Source organism: Paraclostridium sordellii (assembly GCF_000953675.1).
GTDB lineage: Bacteria > Bacillota > Clostridia > Peptostreptococcales > Peptostreptococcaceae > Paraclostridium > Paraclostridium sordellii.
In genome coordinates this window covers 3,382,377-3,382,831 of sequence record NZ_LN679998.1, presented here as the reverse complement: position 1 = coordinate 3,382,831, position 455 = coordinate 3,382,377, and the positions used below count along the sequence as shown (strand labels likewise).

The 455-nt window shown below is 38.0% G+C and carries 1 tRNA gene; it reads left to right on the top strand.

The features are described 5' to 3' along the window. Window positions 1–167 precede the first annotated feature (167 nt). Window positions 168–243: transfer RNA gene (locus ATCC9714_RS16570), tRNA-Ala, on the top strand. Window positions 244–455 lie beyond the last annotated feature (212 nt).

Sequence of the window (455 nt, the reverse complement as noted above, 5' to 3'; positions counted from 1 at the left end):
GTAACAAGGTAGCCGTATCGGAAGGTGCGGCTGGATCACCTCCTTTCTAAGGAGTAATTACCTACTGTTTAATTTTGAGAGTTCTTAAAACTTTCTGAAATATGTTTGACAAAATTGTCAGAGATATGTTATTATATTTCTGCAAAAAAGTTGAATGAATAAAATGTGGGGGTGTAGCTCAGCTGGGAGAGCACTTGCCTTGCACGCAAGGGGTCAGGAGTTCGATCCTCCTCATCTCCACCATATTAGTACTTAATTGTACTATTAGTACTTTGAAAACTGCATAACATTTAGTGATGATTAAATAAACCAATTATAAGAGAAGACAACTCTCAAAAAAATAACACTTTTGAGCAACAGACATAAACGAATGTGAATGGATGTTTGCGAAGTCATTTAATAACTGGTCAAGTTATTAAGGGCGCAGGGCGGATGCCTTGGCACTAAGAGCCGAT